The following is a 2,816-nucleotide window of genomic DNA, read 5'->3' as shown; positions in this document are numbered from 1 at the left end:
GTTAATCCATTACCTGTATTAGTAACGCCAGGTCCAATAGAGTTGTGTGATGTTAACAATCCAGGCGATGAGCAAGAAGGCTTTATCTTAGAAAATGAAGACGCTAATGCTGAGATTTTAAATGGCCAAACCGGAATCACCTTAACGTATTACGAAACACAAGACGATGCAGATGATGCTATTAACGCCATTTCAAGCCCATACGTAAATACGAGTAATCCACAAACTATTTTTGTGCGTGCTCAAAACGATATCACAGGCTGTTACAATACAGTAACAGTAACCTTACGAGTTAACCCAATTCCATCACCAGAACCTAACCCAGAAGCAATAGAAGTCTGTGATGATGATAATGATGGTTTTGCAGAATTCGATTTAGAACAACGTACAATCGCTATTACAAATAGCGAACCTAACGTTGTGATTACGTATCACGAGACAGAGATTGATGCAGACTCAGGCGCTAATGCACTGACAAGCCCTTACACCAATATTGTAGCGAACAATCAAATGTTATATGTACGTTCAGAGAATACTATAACGGGTTGTTATAGTTTAACGACAAATACGTTAGAACTTATAGTGCACGCAGCACCAGAAGTACCAACAGCCATAGAAACGTATGTTATTTGTGATACAGATAGTAATGGCTTTGCACAGTTTGATTTAACAACCAAAGACGATGAAATCCTTAATGGTCAAGATTCAGCAGACGTAGAGTTAACCTACCATGTTAGTTTAGCAGATGCAGAAGCAGGCGATAACCCAATTATCAATGTTGGTAACTACACCAACACTACAAATCCACAAACGCTTTATGTACGCTTATACGACCCAATTACAAGTTGTCAAGACACGGGAAGCTTTGAGTTAAGTGTATCATTGCCACCAGTAGCGATACAACCCACACAGTTAAATACCTGTGATGATTTAGGCGAAGTACCAGGCGATGAAATTACTGTATTTGACCTAACGGTTAAGAATGATGAAATCACAGGCGGCAATGGCAGTTGGAGTGTATCGTATTATGAAACACAATTAGATGCAGAAGCGCAATCAAACGTAATAGCAGACCCAACGCAATACACCAACACCAGCGTAGATGGTGCAGAAGCTAACCCACAAACGTTATATGCTGTAGTTACAGATACAAATACAGGTTGTACAGATATGGTAACCTTAACCATACGCGTACAACCCAATCCAACCCCAACCTTGGTGTTGCCAGACTTGGAGTTATGTGATGTAGATAATGCAGGCAATGGCGTAGAACCCTTTGATTTAACCCAGAATGAAGAGTTACTATTAAATGGTGAAGCCAATGTGTCGGCAAGCTACCATGAAACGGCAGAGGATGCAGAGGCAGGTGTAAATGCGATAGCCAACCCAATGGTTTATGAAAATACCGCAACACCAGAGCAAACAATTTATGTTAGAGTGACCAATGATATCACAGGCTGTTATGCCTTAGTAGATTTTACCCTTATTGTCCATCCATTACCAGAGGTAGTAGCTGTAACAGATTTAATACAATGTGAATTAAACACAGATGGATTAGATAGCTTTGATTTAGCAACCAAGGATGCAGAGGTGTTAAACGGCCAAAACCCATCACAATTTATAGTGAGTTATCATGAAACATTAGTAGATGCGCAAGATGGTATTAATGGATTAGTGAGTCCATATACCAATAGCATAAGCAATCCACAACCGATTTATGTAAGAATCACCAATAACGTTACGGATTGTGCCATAGCCACCCAAGTATTTAATATCGAAGTACAAGAAGGCGCAAGAGCAGAAGATGACGTCATCTCTTATGTATTATGTGATGATAATATGGAAAGCGATGGAGATCCGACCAATGATAGTGTTCAGTTTGATTTAACAACACAAGACATCTTAGTTTTAGACGGTCAGGCTGCAGCCAATTATATAGTGACTTATTATGCAACAGCAGAAGATGCTAACTTAAAGGTGAACCCATTACCAACCTTGTATGAAAACGTGGTTAACCCACAAATTATTTATGCACGAGTAGACAATGACACACCAGATGCAGTCACAGGCGCAGATACTTCAGTATGTTATGCAATTGCCCAAGTAAGCTTAGAGGTAAATCCATTACCAGAATTTTATTTAGAAGAAGAATACATTTTATGTACTAGCACAGGAGACTCAGCAGTTTTAGGCGCATTAGTTATAGACACAGGTTTATCAACGGCAGATTACAGTTTTGCATGGACTTTAGAAGGCGAAGTTATTGCAGGTGCAACAGATTCCACATTAATGCCAACAGTAGGTGGTATCTATGGTGTAACAATAACAAATCTAAACACAGGTTGTGTAAGTGAAGAAGATATTGAGACACTAGTGACAGAAAGTGAGCCACCGAGTTTAATAATCGAAGTCTTAACACAAGCTTTTTCAGAAAGTCACGTTATAGAAGTGGTGTTAGGAGATGAGATAGGCGACTATGAATTTAGTTTAGATGGTGGTCCATGGCAAGATGAAACAATTTTTAGTAATGTTTCACCAGGCACACATGAGATAGAAGCCAGAGATAAGAACGGTTGTGGAAGCGAGACAGCGAGTACGTTTATCGTAGATTACCCTTTGTATTTTACACCTAATGGCGATGGATTAAATGAAACTTGGAACATTGCAGGCATTGGTAGTAATGCAAAAATTTATATATTTGACAGATACGGAAAACTGTTAAAGCAATTGAGTCCAGACGGAAGCGGTTGGGACGGAACGTTTAATGGTAATTTAATGCCAACCAGTGACTACTGGTTTACAGTAGAATACGACGA

The 2,816-nt window shown here is 39.4% G+C and carries 1 protein-coding gene; it reads left to right on the top strand.

Translation table 11 applies throughout. From position 1 onward, the window contains the following. Positions 1-2,816 (top strand): T9SS type B sorting domain-containing protein (locus HNV10_RS17015; RefSeq protein WP_173302653.1); only part of this gene is annotated, 2,816 nt, incomplete at both ends.

The sequence above is a fragment of the Winogradskyella litoriviva genome (genome assembly GCF_013249065.1).
In the GTDB taxonomy this organism is placed as follows: domain Bacteria; phylum Bacteroidota; class Bacteroidia; order Flavobacteriales; family Flavobacteriaceae; genus Winogradskyella; species Winogradskyella litoriviva.
The sequence above is the reverse complement of the archived record's forward strand: the minus strand, read 5'-3'. Positions and strand labels throughout refer to the sequence as shown.